General features: G+C 34.5%; 19 protein-coding genes. 14 read left to right on the top strand and 5 right to left on the bottom strand.

The window, feature by feature from the left end; genetic code table 11:
- The 4 genes from QZV68_RS08095 to QZV68_RS08080 form a co-directional block, all read right to left on the bottom strand.
- The coding region (locus QZV68_RS08095) for a hypothetical protein (RefSeq protein WP_296880332.1) at positions 1-254 on the bottom strand (254 nt) is incomplete at its 3' end.
- Positions 244-2,235 carry a phage holin family protein gene (locus QZV68_RS08090; protein WP_296880330.1) on the bottom strand — a complete coding sequence of 664 codons (1,992 nt, stop codon included), beginning with the start codon at positions 2,233-2,235 and terminating at the stop codon, positions 244-246. The genes QZV68_RS08095 and QZV68_RS08090, both read right to left, overlap by 11 nt.
- A gap of 47 nt (positions 2,236-2,282) precedes the next feature.
- A complete protein-coding gene (locus tag QZV68_RS08085; protein WP_296880325.1) occupies positions 2,283-2,819 on the bottom strand; it encodes a TIGR00730 family Rossman fold protein in 537 nt (178 codons plus the stop codon).
- A 13-nt stretch (positions 2,820-2,832) separates the two neighbouring features.
- The gene (locus QZV68_RS08080) at positions 2,833-3,384 is read right to left on the bottom strand and encodes a DUF2115 domain-containing protein (protein ID WP_296880323.1); all 552 of its coding nucleotides are present in this window, start codon (positions 3,382-3,384) and stop codon (positions 2,833-2,835) included.
- An 88-nt stretch (positions 3,385-3,472) separates the two neighbouring features.
- Here QZV68_RS08080 and QZV68_RS08075 point away from each other — a divergent pair, with 88 nt between their 5' ends.
- From QZV68_RS08075 to QZV68_RS08025, 11 genes are all read left to right on the top strand, one after another.
- Complete coding sequence (locus tag QZV68_RS08075; RefSeq protein WP_296880321.1) at positions 3,473-4,117, top strand: hypothetical protein; 645 nt, start codon at positions 3,473-3,475, stop codon at positions 4,115-4,117.
- A gap of 87 nt (positions 4,118-4,204) precedes the next feature.
- Entirely contained in the window at positions 4,205-4,672 is a 468-nt protein-coding gene (locus QZV68_RS08070; RefSeq protein ID WP_296880319.1) for a hypothetical protein, read from the top strand.
- Positions 4,673-4,788: 116 nt separating this feature from the next.
- A complete protein-coding gene (nikR, locus tag QZV68_RS08065) occupies positions 4,789-5,238 on the top strand; it encodes a nickel-responsive transcriptional regulator NikR (protein WP_296880318.1) in 450 nt (149 codons plus the stop codon).
- 18 nt (positions 5,239-5,256) lie between these two features.
- Complete coding sequence (locus tag QZV68_RS08060; RefSeq protein WP_296880316.1) at positions 5,257-6,027, top strand: methyltransferase domain-containing protein; 771 nt, start codon at positions 5,257-5,259, stop codon at positions 6,025-6,027.
- 66 nt (positions 6,028-6,093) lie between these two features.
- Entirely contained in the window at positions 6,094-6,519 is a 426-nt protein-coding gene (hycI, locus tag QZV68_RS08055) for a hydrogenase maturation peptidase HycI (protein WP_363137182.1), read from the top strand.
- Positions 6,516-7,610, top strand: coding sequence for an acetyl-CoA carboxylase biotin carboxylase subunit family protein (locus QZV68_RS08050; RefSeq protein ID WP_296880311.1), 1,095 nt, complete (start codon positions 6,516-6,518; stop codon positions 7,608-7,610). The genes hycI and QZV68_RS08050 overlap by 4 nt, the downstream gene beginning before the upstream one ends.
- A 66-nt stretch (positions 7,611-7,676) precedes the next feature.
- On the top strand, positions 7,677-8,759 hold the full coding sequence (locus QZV68_RS08045; RefSeq protein WP_296880309.1) for a glycosyltransferase family 4 protein: 1,083 nt from the start codon (positions 7,677-7,679) through the stop codon (positions 8,757-8,759).
- Positions 8,760-8,783: 24 nt separating this feature from the next.
- Positions 8,784-10,217: a Mur ligase family protein gene (locus QZV68_RS08040; protein WP_296880307.1), complete on the top strand. Its 1,434-nt coding sequence runs from the start codon at positions 8,784-8,786 to the stop codon at positions 10,215-10,217.
- Positions 10,218-10,702: 485 nt separating this feature from the next.
- Positions 10,703-11,164 carry a hypothetical protein gene (locus QZV68_RS08035; protein WP_296880305.1) on the top strand — a complete coding sequence of 154 codons (462 nt, stop codon included), beginning with the start codon at positions 10,703-10,705 and terminating at the stop codon, positions 11,162-11,164.
- 37 nt (positions 11,165-11,201) lie between these two features.
- Positions 11,202-12,416, top strand: coding sequence for a hypothetical protein (locus QZV68_RS08030; protein WP_296880340.1), 1,215 nt, complete (start codon positions 11,202-11,204; stop codon positions 12,414-12,416).
- A 35-nt stretch (positions 12,417-12,451) separates the two neighbouring features.
- The gene (locus QZV68_RS08025) at positions 12,452-12,886 is read left to right on the top strand and encodes a DUF356 domain-containing protein (protein WP_296880303.1); all 435 of its coding nucleotides are present in this window, start codon (positions 12,452-12,454) and stop codon (positions 12,884-12,886) included.
- On the opposite strand, the gene QZV68_RS08020 is transcribed toward QZV68_RS08025, so the two are convergent.
- A complete protein-coding gene (locus tag QZV68_RS08020) occupies positions 12,887-13,378 on the bottom strand; it encodes a multiprotein bridging factor aMBF1 (protein ID WP_296880301.1) in 492 nt (163 codons plus the stop codon). It abuts the gene before it with no gap.
- 182 nt (positions 13,379-13,560) lie between these two features.
- Between QZV68_RS08020 and QZV68_RS08015 the strand changes: the two genes are divergently transcribed.
- From QZV68_RS08015 to QZV68_RS08005, 3 genes are all read left to right on the top strand, one after another.
- Positions 13,561-14,799, top strand: a complete 1,239-nt coding sequence (locus QZV68_RS08015) for a proteasome-activating nucleotidase (RefSeq protein WP_296880336.1) — start codon at positions 13,561-13,563, stop codon at positions 14,797-14,799.
- Between the two features lie 133 nt (positions 14,800-14,932).
- On the top strand, positions 14,933-16,012 hold the full coding sequence (locus QZV68_RS08010; protein WP_296880299.1) for a PH domain-containing protein: 1,080 nt from the start codon (positions 14,933-14,935) through the stop codon (positions 16,010-16,012).
- A gap of 58 nt (positions 16,013-16,070) precedes the next feature.
- Positions 16,071-17,105, top strand: a complete 1,035-nt coding sequence (locus QZV68_RS08005; protein WP_296880297.1) for a TIGR01177 family methyltransferase — start codon at positions 16,071-16,073, stop codon at positions 17,103-17,105.
- The last annotated feature ends 584 nt before the right edge of the window (positions 17,106-17,689 follow it).

Raw genomic sequence — 17,689 nt, 5'->3', positions numbered from 1 at the left:
TAAATTCCGTCAAGGTCCAGAGCTTTGGAGATTATGTCAAAATAGAGATTGTCGAGGGGTTGTGATTTGTACATGTTTCCCAGTATTTCAGGAACGGTATGGGTTATGCCACCGTCTTCAATAACTGTACAGTAAAAATGCTTTTCACCCAAATAGCCTGCAGCTGATGTTTTTTCGATAGTTTTTTTAATATCAATATTATTTGCATTTTCAAATTTTTTAGCTATTTTCAAGGCTTCCTCGTCACTTATCATTATCTGTACTTCCTTTTAAAATTTTTAGCTGTTCTTTCAAGATATTATAAATGCTTTCCGCACCTATGATTTTTTCATCTGTAATATTCCACTCTGAAGGATATAGGATAAACGGTTGGGATTGGCTTCCTCCAGCTCCTCCGTGGCTTCCGACCAATTCTTCAAAGGCACAGATTTCATCTTTTTCGCTGTCATAAAAGCTGTTAACAAGAATATCGGGTGTGTGGTCAAATGAACTGCTTCTTTTCAGATGTTGAGCAATATTGTCTCCAAACCCTTCAAGGGGATTTTCTCCATCTATTTTTCCGGTATCAAGGTAATATGTTCCATTTTTTCCAATTGCCAAATCCCCTTTTTCGGATGATTTTACTAGGATGAATCCGATGAATTCGTTGTTTACAATTTCAGGAATCAGTTCGGGGAATAGGTTGTTAATTTCTTCATAGGTCAACCTGTGCTTCCATTGGGTTAGATAGATCATTGCAAGATTTCCTGATGCAAGTACAATGACTTCAGAATCTGATAATTCCTGTTCTTCATCTTTTTTGCTCCTGCTTTTAATGTAGTCGATTTGCTTTGAAAAGGGCATGTAGGTTTCGGCGTAGTGTTCTTCATTTGAAGACATTTTCGCATACATTGTCATGTCCTGGGGGAGCAATGATTTGATAAAATCTTCAAAGGACTGTCCGTACCTTTGCTTGAATGTGGCTCCATTGGTTTGGCCATGGTCTGACTGGATGACGAATTTATAATCTCTTGGAGAGTATTTGTTCCCGTAAAATAAACGTTTTATCTGTTTGTCCATTCCTTTAAGCGCATACCATGCATCATCATCTCTCACTCCTGAGTGATGGGCTATTTCATCATAGCCCAGATAAGTGGAGTATGCAACATCGATATCTCCAATCATCATATCTCCAATCAGTGTTTCTGTGTTTATTTCTCTCATAAACACATTGGTTCCTGCTCTTGTCGGAATATATGTGATTCCTCTTGAAATTCTGGGTCTAATATTTAATACCTTATGTTTAATCTGGGAATAGATTTCATATATCATTTCCATAACGAACAGTACAACTATCCTTGCGAAATTGCTTGGTTTTGAAAATACGGAAAACCAGGCCTGATTATACAGTTTTTGCAGGTTGGTGATTTTGCTGAATGTGAATATTACATTATCAGTATCTCCTGAAAACATATTTGACCTGCTTGCCCCATTGTCTGCAAGCAGTCCGTTCCCATTTGATATTCTTTCTTCCAAAACTTTAACTTTTGTAATTCCAGAACATTGCATAATCTGATTGTCATTTTCTTTTTCAACCCATCTGAATGCAGTTATGTTTTCATTATTTCCATGCAGTATTCCAGCCTGACTGGCTCCGGTCTGGGAGGATAAGTCAGTTTCCCACTTTCTAAGGGTGTGAGTTCCGTTATCTATCATTGATTTTATTGTAGGCATATATCCCTTTTCGATAGCTTCGCACAGTACGTCATATGCAAGACCGTCAATTTCTACAATTATCAGTCCGGGATAGTTTTTAATATTGTCTTTCCTTTTCTGTTTAGCGTCTCTCAGTACGAATCTATAATATGTTCCATCGTCTTCAATGGTTAACAGTGCTGAGAGAATTGTTGTAACTAATGCCATGGCAAGCGGTGCCAATATGACTGCAATGCCGTTCACTGTTATGCCGAAGAATGGTCCAAAAATATGGAGCAAGAGTCCATTTAGGAGGAGCGTACCGATTCCGAATGTCAAAACTAGAAATGGCATCAGTATTTTTGTTAAAATTGGCCATAGGACCGCATTGACAAAACCTAGGAACAGGACAAAAAGTATGATATCATCAAATCTATCTATTGTAACGCCCAATCCTATAAAACTAATTAAATAAATTCCTATAACATTTCCAATAAACACAATTAAAATTCTTTTCAGTGTCTCTCTTGGAGGATTTTCCATTTTTGTTATTTTCTCCATGATATTTTGTCCTTTAATGTGTTTTCAGTTTTTATATTCAATTTCAATTATGGTTTCTGATGGAGGATTTCAAAAATTTCATCAACAGTTCCTGCTGTTTTGAAAATTTCCCCATGTTTGTAGAGGAATCCTTCTCTATGCATTTCCTCCATCATTTCAATTATCTTGTCAAAGAAACCGTTTATGTTAAATACGATTATCTTTTTGTCATGTCTTTTTAGCTTTTTAAGGGTTATAATTTCGAAAAATTCATCAAATGTCCCTATTCCTCCGGGTGTTATTACAAATGCGTCGGAAAGTTCAAGAAACTTGTTTTTACGTTCATCCATTGTGTCAACATAAATAAATTCACTGCATTCATCGCATAATAATTCAAAATTATTAATCCATTTTGGAGATATTCCAATGGATTTGCCGTTGTTGTCATGGACTCCTTTTGCACAGCCGCCCATCATTCCAAAGTTTCCTCCACCAAATACTAGAGTATGTCTGCGTTTGGCTATTTCACTTCCCAATTCATAGGCTTTGTCTGTGTAAATTGAATCTATCATTCTGCTTCCCGATCCGTATACGCATATTTTCATAAAAGTTATCTCCTTAAATATTGGGGGTCTGTTCAGCTAAGCATAAATGGCAAATTGCGTTTTCGTTGTCCTTCTGATTGTCCTTTACGGGACAGAAAAATCTGCCGTTTTTCTCTTCCACTTTCAGGTTTCCTGGAAATTCGCTTCCCACTGGATGTATTGGCTCTTCCAGAATGAATGTGGTATACAGTGAGGTTATCACATAAATCAGCGGAAATTTCCCATTATCATCGTCGGATATTCTTTCTTTTTCAAAAGTCCTCTTCAGCAGTGGAAATGATTCGTCAAATGATTCCTTATCTATGTTTTTATTTTTGAAGTCTCTGTTGTTCAGCACTTCCTTCATTCGAAGAATAAAATGTTTTATGTATATTTTCAGATATTTTTCACGATATTGCTTATGAATGTATTCTCCGTCTTTTCTCATGTGTGCTGTAGCCATCATTAAGTCATATACAGAAATCTCTTCGGCATATTTTTTAAGAATTTCCATCAACTCCTCCCGAGTTATGTAATCTTTTTTGGATAATTCTTTAAGATCAATTAAGATGTCCTCAGCTTTCATGATTCTATTTTATAATTTTAAAAATTATATACTTTAACATAAAATTTTTTAATAATTGAATGTTAAAGAGTAGTATAGGTTGATAGTTATGGCTGAAGATTTTATTGAAATTTCAAAAGAGGATATAGAAAATGTCGAAGAGGCATTAAAAATAAACTCTGATTACAAACTTAAAAATTCTAAATTCAACATCAAATCATTTGAAAAAGGCAAAGATATTGTTATAATTCAGTATGTCGTCAATGTGGAAAACGAATTGGTTTTTGAGACTAAAGAAGAAAATGGAAAATATTATATTTCTGAAACTTTCAGTCTGTTTTTTGACAACATTATTAACGGCAACGAATCAAGGGATGTTTTCCAGTCTGTTAATAAGTATTTCCATGATGTCATTTCCGATGAGAATAATGATTTTGCGGATGAAAAGGAAGAATTGATTAACTTTTTGGTATTGACTGAAGAATATAATCCAAATCAACTTGAAAGGGATTTGGACCCGTCAAAAATCCGTGAAGACTATAAAAGAGATCATGACAGAATATATTCTGATGATTCAATGAACAGGGTTGAAAAAAGCCTGGCTTTAAAAGAGCTGTTCCACATGTCAATCTGTGAGGTCGTAAATGACATTGACCTGTTTTTCACAAGACCTTCCGATTTGACTCCCGAAGAAATTGCCGAAAAGGATAAGCAAGAGGCTCAAGCATTGAAAAATGAATTGCAATTATCTTAAATATTCATTTTCACAACCATTTTTTCATAACTATTAAGTAATAGTTTTGATATAATGAGTATTATCAACTGAAGAGAATTGGATTTTATGATTACTATCACTAAGAATGAGGAAGTTGTTCTCAACCAGATTAAGATTTTTAAAATTGAATATCCCGAAGGAATTCCATTAGGTGTTTTAAGGAAGGATTTGGGTTTTCATGAATATGATCTGGTACAGATTTTAGGCGAGCTTGAAGACAAGGAACTCGTCATCTTCAAAGACAACAAGGTTTCCTTATCAGAACATGAAAAAGACATCAACACTGTTAATTCCAAAAAGGATGTTGAAGAATTGGAATTAAATATGAAAGAGAAGGAATCATATGATTTAATCAAGGATTTAGTCGATGACAAGAATATCATTTCCAAATATACTTTGGAAGGACATCTTTTATATGGTGACTTGAAATTGTCTAATTTTAGAATGTATCACATTATTTTATCTTTACAGAATAAAGGCCTCTTAAAACTCATTAACAAGGATGATGGTGAATATTATCTCCTTGTAGAATAATATTTTTTTTACATTTCATAATATTTGAGTAATATTATTTTTCATTTTAATCATAATATTTATATAATTTAAAGTTATAAACTAATTATATAATTTATTACTTGATGTGTTTTTTTATGATGAGAATAAGTATGTCTTTACCTAAAAAATTGCTGGCAGATTTTGATGAAGTATTGAAAGAAAGAGGGTATCAGTCCCGTTCAAAAGGAATTCGTGATGCGCTTCAAGATTATATTGTTAGATACCAATGGATGAATTCCATGGAAGGTCAAAGGATAGGTATCATAACCATTATTTACGATCATCATTATACTGGCGTAATGGAAAACCTTGCAGAAATTCAACACAGCTTCAGAAACGAAATCAACACAAGCATGCATATTCATATGACAGACAAATACTGTATGGAAATAGTAGTTGTAAATGGGGATATTGCTGAAATTCGCGATTTGACCGAAAGGATAATGAGGCTTAAGGGTGTTGAACACGTAAAACTTACAAGCACTGCAAACGGAGAAGAATTTAGTGATCCTGAACACTCACATGACCACAGTCATCATCACTGAATTTTAATTATTTTTTTCATGAAATTTAAAACCACTCCATATCATTCCGATTTATTGAAGGATTTGGAGAGATTATCCAGTTTTTATAATGCCATTTCCGAGTATGACAGCAATACTCAGTTGGCTTATGATTTGGGCTGCGGCAGCGGCATCATGTCATATTTTTTAAGTTCTTATTTTGATGAAATCATAGCGTTGGAAATTGATTCTAAAGCTGCAAAATGCGCAATGAAAAACCTGTCGGAGTTTCCAAATGTAGAAGTTATCAACAGTGACGTTTTGAAATATGATTTTTCAAGAAAGGCAGATTTGATAGTCTGTGAAATGCTGGACACAGCTTTAATTGATGAGGAACAGGTTCCGGTAATCAATTTCGCTAAAAGATTCTTAAAGGATAGCGGGCAGATAATTCCGAAGGGAATCATTAACACGGTCGAACTTGCAAATATCGAAAGGGATTATGTCCACTGGGATGAAGACGGCGTAAAATATGATATACTTTCAGACATGAAGGTTTACTCAACATTTAATTTTTTAGATGATATCAATCCCGATTTCGATGAGAAAATATCTATTCAGGCTAAAAGTGACGGTTGGGTTAACGGGCTGAAAATCACCACTTTCACAATGCTTAATGATAATATAATATGTGGTCCGACTCCAATGCTGAATCCCCCTTTGCTTGTTCCCTTGGATGAACGATTTGTAAAAAGCAATGAATTTATAAATGTTAAACTAAAATATAGTATGGGAAGTGGGATTGAAAGTATTGAAACAGATTATATTTAAGGTGAAAAAATGTCTTTTAAATCTCAACTAAGCGATTTTCTTTCAGACTGCGACAAATTAATTGTTTTGGGCGTTGGCAATGAACTTAAATGTGACGATGGCGTAGGTCCATTCGTTATCAAGAAACTGAAAGAAGAAAATATTGAAAATAATAACCTGATGTTCATCAATGCCGAAACAGTTCCTGAAAATTTCACAGGAAAGCTCAGAAAGGAAAATCCGACTCATATCATTATAGTTGATGCATGCCTGATGGATGGTCAGCCAGGTGATATGGAGATTGTAAACAAATATGATTTTTCAAACATAGGCATTTCAACTCATTCCATGTCTTTATCCTTCTTTGTGAGATATTTGGAAAAGGATAATGATTTTAGAATAATTTTTGTTGGAATCGAACCGGAATCCATGGACTATTCCGAAAATTTAACGGAAAATGTTGAAAAGGCGGCTTATGAATTTATCGATACATTAAAAGGGATTATATTATGAAATTATTGTTTATTGGTTCAAGGTTATATGATGACCTTGATTGGTATGTCAGAAGCAAAGGAATTGAAAGTATTCTTACGGAATCTAATGAGGATGCAATTAATTTGGATTTGCCCGATCAGGTGTTTATTGTTCCCCGTGGAATGGATGGTCCAAAGCAGGTTGCATTGATGCAAAATGTCGATGCGGTTGTTCCGTTAATTGGAATTGACCCTCCGTTGATAGATGTTGCACATATGAAAGAGGAACTTGAAGAAGAATATGGCATTCCTGTTGTTGCTGCCGGTGTAAGGGCAGTTGAATTGACTTCCAATAAGATAAATACCAAGGAATTTTATAATGATATTGGCGTAGCCACTCCAGATTATCAGATACTAAATAATCCTGATGAGCTTGATATGGAATTCCCGGTTGTTTTAAAGCAGGGTGAAGGACAGGGCGGAAAGGATATTAAGGTAGCCCGGTCAATTGAAGATGTGCAAGATTACTTTGAAGATTTCAGTCAGGCATTATGCGAAAAATTTGTTGAAGGGTCTGAAATTTCAATTGAAGTGCTGGGATACAACGGTGAATATGTTGCATTGCCTCCAATCTATAAGGGTGAAACCACTTTGGAGGGAACACATCCTCTTAATAAAGTCAAGACCGGTCCGTGCATGGTTGAAGGATTGGATAACAATTTGGTTCAGCACACCGCCTATAAGATAGCTAAAAGTCTGGACTCAGATGGAATTTTTGAAATGGATTTCATGTTTTCAAAGCAAAGCAATCAGTTGTATGCTATAGAAGTTAACACCAGGCCAAACGGAACAAGATATTTGACAACAGCAACCTGTGGTGTAAATTCATTATGCGAACTGGTCAACATGGCAATCGGCGAGTTTTCATTGGCCAATATTTACGATAAGCTCGGATATTATTATTCAACTGAAATTCCGATTGGAAACTATGCTGGTCCGTCTCCAAAAGAGCCGGTAAAATCTTTTGAAGATAATGATTTTGTTGTACATGGTCCTGAAGGATATCAGAGGGTAACAGCAAGAGCCACTTCAAAAGAGGAACTTAAAAATTTGGTTGACAAATTAACTTAATCTGTGTTATAAGTTATAATTATATAGTATTACCAATAGATATTTTACTGATTATAAGTTAGTTGTATGTGTGGTAAGATGAATAATACAGATATGTTAATTCTTTTTTTAATAACATTATGTGCTGCAATATTCTTTACATGGTATGTTAAAAGGATATTACTTAAAGCAAGGATTGCTGATAATCCTATAGTTAGTGAACATAGACATAAAAGCGGTACTCCGACAATGGGCGGTATTGCATTTTTATTTACAATATCTTTAATTATTGCTTTGTATTATCAAAATACTCCTATCTTAATAGTTTCATTCATCATGCTTGCAGGCGGTATAGTAGGTATGGTTGATGATTTAATCGGCCTCAAGGTTAAAGAAATCCAAAAAATCGTTGTCAATACTTCCGATGAAGTCATTGCATTGGGAAGGTTGGATGTCAAGCCTGGTGAAGAAGTTCGTGTTGCAACTCCAAAGGCTAAGGCTGAAGTTGATGGTCTTCTTAAAGAAGGCAAGGTTGAAGTCATCGGTGAAGTTCCAATTAAAACAGAGCCGGGGGAATTAGAAAAGATTATCTGTCAGATTGTATTGGGTTTATTTTTAGGTTTGACTGGAGTTATTACTTCATTGGGCGGATTTGAATTGGGAATATTAGCTATTCCTGTTGTTATCATTGCTGTTTTAGGTTCTATCAATTCAGTTAATTTGATTGACGGTATGGATGGTCTTGCAGCAGGTATTGTTGGAATTGCATCCATTGCATGCTGCGTATATGGATATCTATTTGGACCGGTTACCATTATCCCTCCATTTTTAATATTATCTGGTATATGTTTAGGATTTTTGGTATTCAACAAGTATCCAGCATCAATCTTTATGGGAGATACAGGATCATTTGTATTGGGAACAGGTTATGCTGCAGCAGTTATGGTATGTGACATTCCTTATTTTGGAGTTTTGGCGTTGGGTGTTCCAATTATTTCAGTGGTTGTCAGCCTATTGCACAGGGCGCATATTATCAAGCTGCCTGTAGAGCCGCTACACCATACATTGAATCATTACGGCATGTCTGAAGTAAAGATAATACTGACTTACTGGGGTGCTACAATACTTTTATGTGTAATTGGTATTCTTGCTAAAATGTACTTATTCTAATTTTTTTTATTTTGGGTGATAATAATGGAGATTCAGGAATTGGTCGATTCTGTTGAAGGAAAACTTGTTGGAAATAATGAATATTTTTCCATTGATGGATTTACAGGAAAATTTACTTTTTTAAATGATGCTCACACTGGAGATATAGTAATACGCCATTGGATTGACGAAGGCGGTATTGAAATGGCATTTAACAGGAACATTGCCTGTTTGATAACTCAAAATCCTAAAGGCAAAGCGATTGAATTGGCCAACAGGCTAAATTTCCCGCTGATTATTACCGAAAAGATAGAACTGGCAAATGCTCTGGCGCTTTCATATGCCATTGAAAAATTTTCTCCAACTTCAACAAATGTTGTGATTACAGGAACAAACGGCAAATCAACCACTTCACATTTAATATATCATATCCTTGATACTGCTGGATTTCACGTATTGACAAATACTGACAGTGAATCAGAATTCAATACTCTGATTGATCCTATGGTTTCCAAATTGATTGTTGATGAGGTTAAAAGCAATGGCCAATTGGATTATCTGGTTATTGAAGTATCTGAAGTTCAGGGATGGCTTGGAAAACTGATGAAGAATCATGCCGCTTTAATGAGCAGGGCAGTTAACCCGAAGGTGGGTGTAATAACAAATATTGCAATGGATCACATTGGGCTTGTGAACTCAATTGATGAGGTATTTGATGAAATAGTTGCAGTTCCACAGGCTATAGGAGATGGCATTTGTGTACTTAACTATGATGATGAATTGGTTAGGAAACTGGATGCTGTTAATCCGTTTTACACATCCATGTCCGAATTGGATGGGGAAAATGCAGTTTATTATAATGGCAGTGAAATAGTTTACATGGGAGATGCCATCCTGACAAAAGAGGAATTGCCGTTCAACAGCAATCATTTTATACAGAATATTCTGTCAGCTATCGGGTCATGCATATCCCTTGGCATAAACATGGATAAGATAATTAATGGTGTTAAGTCTTATAAGGCTTTAAACAGGCGTTTTGCTAAAATTAATGATGAACCTTTAATTTATGATGATTTTGCCCATAATCCTGATGGAATTAAAGCTACCATTTCTGAAACAATAAAAATGCTTCCTGATGGACAAACCTTGTTTGTCGTCTGTTCCATTAGAGGGTCTCGCGGTGTTGAAATCAATCAGCTGAATGTTGATGCGCTTGTTGAATCCATGGATGATGATATTGAGTTAATTTTATCTTCAAGCAATGATGTTGTCAATGATTTGAATTATGTAGAAACTGAAGAGCGTGAAGTGTTTTTCAATACACTAAATCAGAACAATATTGAATTTATACATTATGATAATCTAAAAGAGTGTTTAAGCGAAACCTACCGCAAGGCAGATAATGATGACATTATTTTATTGATTGGGGCTCAGGGAATGGATCCTGCGGAATCAATTCTAAAAGATTCCATTATTTAATGGGCAACGATTTTTCATACAGCTGTTGCATATTGAATAATGAAATTTATCTTCAATATATTTAAAAGTATTTTTTCTACTTTTGGTTTAATCATAGGACATGGACATTAACGGGCACTGTTTTCGAAATCAAATCTGATTTTAAAATGTGATGTATATGCCTTGATTAATAATTCCTTTTTTTGCAAAATGAATCTGAAAGGAATAATTAGTCATTAAAGTCAAAAAATTCATAGTTTCACATTTAAAAATGCTGTTTGGAGTAATTTTTCATAATGAAAACTTTAATTCTGTTTTTGTTTAATTTAATTATTTTTAAGCAGAATCCTGATTTAAAACCATATTTAATCAATAAATTTCAAATCAGCAAAGTTTTTGAAGAAGTCTTTAAAAGGCATTATATAAATTTAAATATAATATTAAATTAATATAATATTGAATAGTTTTATTTTAATGGAATATTCGATACAAAAGAGGATATAAACATGTTTATAAAGATTAGAAGAGACACTTTAATAATTCTATTATTGGCATTTATTTTAATCTTGTGTGGTCGTTTAATCACTTATGTTGCATTTGCTTCCTCTGGTGAGGTAAATGATGGAATTGCTATTTCAGGAGTCATTATTAAAGGTAATGATATAGTTCCAGTGGATACTATTAGATCTAATGTTATGCAATCCGGATTAAGGGATGGTAGTGTTATTTATGGTGATGTTTTAAAAACTTCAATCAGGGAAGTTTCACTGCAGGACGCTATAAAGACGGCACAGGAATTAGCAACCCAGTCAACGGTTCCCGGAACTTCCGTGCAACCGATTACAGCAGCCGATGTTCAAGTAGATAAGAATACTGGTGTCGTTACTGTAACTGTTATTGAGGACTTTTCTTCTGTTGATATGGGTAATAAAACAATAGCTACTACAACAGGTGAGACCGGTGGATAAATTTAAGGTATCAATTGTATTTTTGATTATATTTCTAATGACAATGAGTAGCGTAGCGGCTACATGTAACATTATTGTCATCACAGACCCTACTGGTAAGGATCCCAATGGGGCTGCTGCAGGAAGTATGTCTTTTGCTGAAAACATGTTCCAGTCAACATTCTTGATGTCTAAAAACAATCATTTTGCAGTACTGTCTGGGGGTACTGGTAGTTCAGATACAAGGCTGGAATCTGTAATTGAAGCAGTTGCTAACTTGAATAATAATGTTTCCGCTGCATCAGCGGCATCTATCGCTTCCCAATATAGTGGGGCTCGTCTGGTTGCAGGTGGTCCAAGCATTGGTGCTGCCGTCGGCGGTTCCTTTGATGCTTATGTTATTACTGTGGATGATGCAAGCAATGATATTAAGGTAACTCCATACAGCAGTGGGGTTGCTACATTACAGCCTGGTCAGAAAGGAGCTATTATTCACTTGAGAAATACTAACGGAAATCCTTTGTATGGTACAGCAGATGCAGTACGTAAGGAAACTGCAATGAATATTGGAAAAATGATTAGGGATGGTTATCCAGCAACCACTATCTTATCAGAGGCTATGGGTGAAGTAGCTAATGATTCCGGTGAAAAATACGGTGGTGGTGGAGTGAATTTAGTTTCTGGAATTTCCACTGAAGACATGTTTACTCCTCAAGAGATGAATCAGACTGGTTATCCTATGGATGAGGAATATTCCAAAGCTTGTATGGATTGTGAATGGGCATTGGGATATCCTGCTGCTGAGGCGTATGGTAAATGTCCTGTCTGTGGCGGTGAACTGAAAACTATTTATGCATATGAGGCTTTAGGTGATGCGCTGACGGTCAGCTCGAATGCAGTTAGTGTTTCGGTTTATGGTAGTGATAAGCCAGGATTGGCAGCAACCACGACTGAGGTAGTGGAAGCTTCCGTTGCTAAAAATGGTTATGATGCTTCTGCAATAGCAAACTCTATTAACAAAGCTATTAACAATGGTCTGATTATGGGTGTTGACCATATTGAACCTAAGGACCTAAACGTAAAACAGGGTTCCAAAGCAGTCGGTGTATATTACAATGCACTTCCTGGAGACAGATCAGCTCCGGCGTGGGATTTACCTATTGACGGAAATATCTTGAATATTTTAGGAAGCATTCAAACTGTTGTTGGTATAATTCTGATTTTACTGGTTGTATTCAGAAGTAGATTATTAAAATCTTTCCAAAATAGGTGATTATTCACCTATATTATTTAATTTTAGGGATTATTATGGCATTAATTTTAGTTAGAGGGGAGAGTAATTCCAAATTGCTCAATGCAATTGCGGATATGGAAAGGCACGGCAATTTGAATTTGATGACAAAACCGAAAGTAATCGATGCAGATTTTGCAGATTCATTGGTTGAAAATATTCTAAACTCTAAACTCAGAACAAAATCTAAAGTGGCTACTGCTTTTTTTGTAAAAGAAGATACTACATTAAGTATCATGCAAATTAAAAAAATTCATCCTCCTGCGCATGTCGTTGTTGTAAGCGATGAATATGAAGGATATGATGAATTGGAAGCTTTGCTAAAATCATCTAATGTCTTTCAGGGATATCATTCTCACAGGGCTAAAAATGATGGGATGATTGATTATACAATTAAAGGCAAAGGAAGACATATAAAAAATGAGAAATTGAATAGCTATATTAAAAAATAGCTATTTCCTTTTAATTTTCATTATATTGCCTAATGTACGTTCGCCGGAAGAACTGTTTACGAACTGATTTAAATCAACATTGTTTACTTTTTCCAGCAATTTGATGTTCAGCGCTTTTTCTAATTTTCTTGTAAGCTTAACATCAGGAGTCATTTTTCCTGTTTCAATTCTTGAAATGACTGAAACTCTTTCATTGATTTTTTTACCTAGGTCTTCTCTGGACCAGTCTTTTGCTTCTCTTGCTTTTCTTACTGTTATTTCAAAATCTTCAATTAATTCTTCAGAAGGTTCATCATTTCTAGAATAGCTCTTGTTTCTAGTTGTGGATGGCCTTTTGGATTTTTCTTGTTTTCTGAATTTTGGTTTTGGAGGTGCTTTTTGGATTTTTCCAAGTTTTGAGCACTCTTTACATACAACCATAACTGATCCTTCAATTTTTGCTCTGATGGGATTATGTTCCGGTACTTCTTTACCACAAATTTCGCATTCCATATTAATCAGTTTTCCTTATTTCGTTAATTAATATTATATAATCAATAACTTATAAAATAATTGTTAGTATCGGTTCAAATGAATACATTTAAATATTTAAAGTTACTAATTGTTATTAAAGTAACAATGAAATATGAATTTATAACTAACTGGAGATGATTCACATGGATAATTTCGATGATTTGGAAAATTCTTCTAAAGAACAATTGATTGAACAAGTAGAATCTCTAAAAGACGAAGTTAATCATTTAAGAGAAGAAAAGTCCAAAGCTAAAAGTAACTTAATGTGGAAAGTTAGGAAATTGGAAAAGGATAAAGTCCTAATTGAAAATGAAAAAATCAGATTAGAAAGGGAAACTAAATCTTTACGTTCAGAAGTTGATAGGTTTAGATCTCCTCCACTTGTATTAGCAACTATTACTGAAGTTTTAGATGATCACAGAATGACTGTTAAAAGTAGCACAGGGCCAAGTTTCCTTGTCAATTATTCAAAATTTTTAGATGAAAAATTACTCGTGCCTGGTTCAAGAGTGGCACTTAATCAACAAACTTTCGGTATTGTGGAAGTATTGCCGTCAGAAAAAGATGCAAATGTTTCCGGAATGGAAATAGAAACAAAACCTGATATTACTTATGATAAAATCGGTGGTTTGGAAGAACAAATTGTAGAGGTTAAGGAAACTGTCGAGTTACCGTTAACCGAACCTGAGTTGTTTGAGAAAGTAGGTATTGAACCACCTAAAGGAATATTGTTGTACGGACCTCCTGGAACAGGTAAAACACTGCTTGCAAAGGCTGTTGCTAATGAAACCAATGCTACATTTATAAAAATAGTGGCATCCGAATTTGTTAAAAAATACATAGGAGAAGGAGCAAGACTCGTTCGTGAAGTATTTGAATTGGCTAAAGAAAAGGCTCCTGCAATCATATTTATTGATGAACTTGATGCTGTTGCGGCTAAAAGACTTAAAAGTTCCACCAGCGGTGACAGAGAAGTTCAACGTACTTTAATGCAGTTACTCGCAGAACTTGACGGTTTCGAATCAAGAGGTGATATCGGAATTATCGGTGCTACCAACAGGCCTGATATCCTTGACCCTGCATTATTGCGTCCTGGTCGTTTCGACAGGTTTATTGAAGTTCCTCTTCCAAACGTTGACGGAAGAAAAGAAATTCTTAAAATCCATACTAAAAACATGTCATTGGATGAAGAGGCAGATATTGATATTCTCGCCGATTTAACCGATGAGCTTTCAGGTGCTGACTTAAAGGCAGTATGTACTGAAGCAGGAATGTTTGCAATTCGTGAAAAACGTGATAAGGTTACTGTAGCTGACTTTATGGATGCTATTGACAAAGTAATGAGCAAATCCAAAGAAGACGAATTGTTCAAAACTGAAGCCGGAGTAATGTTCGGTTAATTTTAATATATAATAAGCCTATGATGAACCCTATGAGCTCTGATATGTGATGAATGATGGGCGAGCTGAGGCTTATTTTTTCAATCTTTTTTTGTAAAACTTTATTTAAAAGAAATTCTAATATTATAATATTATGTTATTTGATAAAAATGATGATTTGAGAAATGAGAGAATTCTTTATCAGACAAAACCGAATATGCTTTTCGGATGTAAAAAGGCTATTTTCGGTGTTGTTTTATTGATTATTGCACTGATGCTTTCTTCAATGGCAATCAAATTCATTGGTGAAATGCAGGTCTATTTGATATCTCATATCGAACTTCCCATAACAAGATATACTGCAATTGCATTTTTCGTTGTCATTCTTATCATTATAGTTTATATTATCTGGCAGCTTATTGGATGGTATTCCAAGGAATACACACTGACTCAATCAAGGGTTATAATCAAATCCGGCGTATTGTCCACTAAGAAAAATTACATGCCTTATGCATCTATTCAGGATATAAATACTTCCCAAAGCATTGTTGCCAGGATGTTTAATGTAGGTTCAATCTCTATATTCAGTGCATATGACAATAATCAGATGGAACTGTCAGCAATATCAAATCCTTCAGAAATTGAGGACATTATTTTTTCAAACATGGTCAACCGTAGGGGTTATAATGAGCCGAGGTCTTATTTGAATGAAGACAGATCATATGAAAGGAATTTCCAAACTGATGATAGTTATATTGAAAGGGATGAGTATTATGACGAATTTGAACCGATTACTCCTATTGGCCGTGAAAAGGACAATCCTCCAAGAAGAGAATATGAATATTATCCCAACGACTTTGGCTATGAGGAAACTTCCCGTAAAAAATATGAATATGAACCTTATAACGATGAATATATTACAGTTGAGAAGAATCCTTTGAGGGCTGATTTAAGGCGTGAAGAGCCTTCTAGAGGTTATGATGATAGTTTTTATGGTGCTGAAAGGAAATCTTTCGAATCAGATAGGTATGAAGAACCTTCCAGACCATATGATGATGGAAGTTATTATGATGAAGTAAGGAATGATTATTCATATGATGATAATTACTATCATGATAATGATTCTGGAATGCATTATAATGATGATGGAAAAAATGCTCAGCATAATTCGGAAAATGCTGATAACTCTAGTGAAAAGGTAATAAGAAGGCATTTCGATAAATTCAAAAAATAGGAAAGTCTATTTTTATAACTGGCATTATTTTAATTATTGTTTGTTTTGGTGAATTATAATGGAATTACTATGTATACAGTCTCAGGAACATCCGGAACTGCCTATAGCAGAACTGAAGGCAGTAATGGATTGTGAAAATATTGAAGCTAACCTCAGTGTTGTTACAGACGGCTTGGTCATTTTAAAAGATATATCTGATGACAAATGTGACAGCTATTATGAGATTCTCACAAAAAGGTTAGGTTATACCCATGAGGTTCATGAGATTATCTTGAAATCATCAGTTGACAGACTGGATGAGGATGTTTCATCAGTTGACTGGTCGGATTACATCAATGAGACATTTGCAGTAAGAGTAAAAAGATTCCATTCCGATATCGATACTGTAGCAACTGAAAGGAAGGTCGGTTCACTTATATTGGAAAATTGTGATGACATAAAGGTAAACCTTAAAAAACCGAAATCCCTGGTAAGGATTGTTGCATTTGGAGATGTTGTATACGTTGCTATTGAAAAAATCAAATTAAATAAAAAGCATTTTGAAAATAGCAAACCCCATAAAAGACCATTTTTCTATCCAGGATCAATGAGTCCTAAATTGGCAAGGTGCATGGTTAATCTATCAAGGGTTACAGCAGGTGATTTGGTTCTTGATCCGTTTTGCGGAACCGGGGGAATACTTATTGAGGCTGGAATAATAGGATGCAAAGTTGCAGGTTCAGACATTTACTGGAAAATGAAAAACGGAACTGCCATTAATCTTGAACATTATGGAATTACAGATTATAGGACATTCAATCTTGACGTTCGCGAACTTAAGATGTATGAAAAAGTGGCGGCAGTTGTCACAGACCCTCCATATGGAATTTCGACTACTACAGGAGATATTGACGGTGATGATATCTTCAAGGAATTTTTCAAGGCGATTTATGATAATATGAGGGACGATGCTTATCTGTGCATGGCAAGTCCTCATTATGTGGATTTGCAACCTATGGCTGATGAGGTAGGTTTCGAAATTGTTGAACAATATGGGATTAAAATGCATAGAAGTTTAACAAGAATTATTTCTGTTATTCGTAAAAAAACATGATTTTCAGATAATTAATAGTTACATTTATATATGAGAACATTGGGTCAAGGTTTTCATTGCCTCCAAACCTGATTATTATTTTTTATTTTTTATTTTCACGAAATTATTTTTTTTTATTTTATTTTTTAGGCGTTTTTAAAAATTTTATAATTAAATCTATTAAAAAGTTTATTTTACTAATATCTGCTTTTATCATGAGTATTTGTTTTTAATATTTGATTTAAATTATTATTTTAATTTTCTAATATTTTTTGCAATATTTTTTAATTGAATTTGTTAATAAAATTTCTTTGCCTATTAGATGTGCTATGTGTTTTATGGCGATGACCTAAGTTATATTGTATGGAACAATTTTAACTATGATGGTTGCTTTTCCGCATGTAGCTATACATTTTGTGAGTACTTGAATTTTCTCAAGTATGATGTTGGTTTTGTAGTATGTGGTGAATTAGTTACAAACTAGTTTAGTGTAATACTCGTCTATATTTTTAGCGTACTTCATAATACTTTATACTTATATTATGTCTGTTATGTGTTCAATTCTGTTTGATCCTGGCAGATGTTACTGCTATTGGGATTCGATT

The organism is uncultured Methanobrevibacter sp., assembly GCF_902801725.1.
Taxonomy (GTDB): domain Archaea; phylum Methanobacteriota; class Methanobacteria; order Methanobacteriales; family Methanobacteriaceae; genus Methanocatella.
This window is presented reverse-complemented; position numbering and strand designations above follow the sequence as displayed.